Genomic DNA, 476 nt, shown 5'->3' with positions numbered 1-476 from the left:
ACGTTCGTGCCATGTCCATTATCGTCAATTGGCTTTTTTGAAGGCTGAAGCAAGTTCACGCCATCTACCAAGTTACCTACTAAATCAGGATGAGTAAGATCAACGCCCGTATCAACCACAGCCACTACAATGGACGCACGGGAATCTCCAGCTGCAGCCCACGCTTGATCGATGTGGATCATATCCAGATAGGTTTGTTTCACCCTCATGGGATCCGTCGAAACGGGATAGGCTGCTTCTGTTTTTGTAACCATCACTGTAAGTTCCACAACGAGCATCATCAAGACGATGAGCCATAAGTGTCGAATGAATTTCATGAAATCACAGTTCCTTTATCTCGTAATGGTCTAATGTCTTATCTATCTATACCACATTACCCGTCTTCTCGATACATATAACGGTTTTTCTTCGCAAAAAGTTCAGAACTTTCGAAAAAAGTTTCGCTTGCTAATCCACTTCTGTCTATTGTACATGCA

General features: G+C 42.9%; 1 protein-coding gene. It reads right to left on the bottom strand.

The genetic code is table 11. The annotated features are described in order from the left end of the window. On the bottom strand, positions 1-317 hold a 317-nt coding region (locus tag AC1DUA_RS40530; RefSeq protein WP_477505007.1), incomplete at its 3' end, for a S8 family serine peptidase. Positions 318-476 lie beyond the last annotated feature (159 nt).

Source organism: Paenibacillus sp. 01T422, from assembly GCF_056398785.1.
The sequence above is the reverse complement of the archived record's forward strand: the minus strand, read 5'-3'. Positions and strand labels throughout refer to the sequence as shown.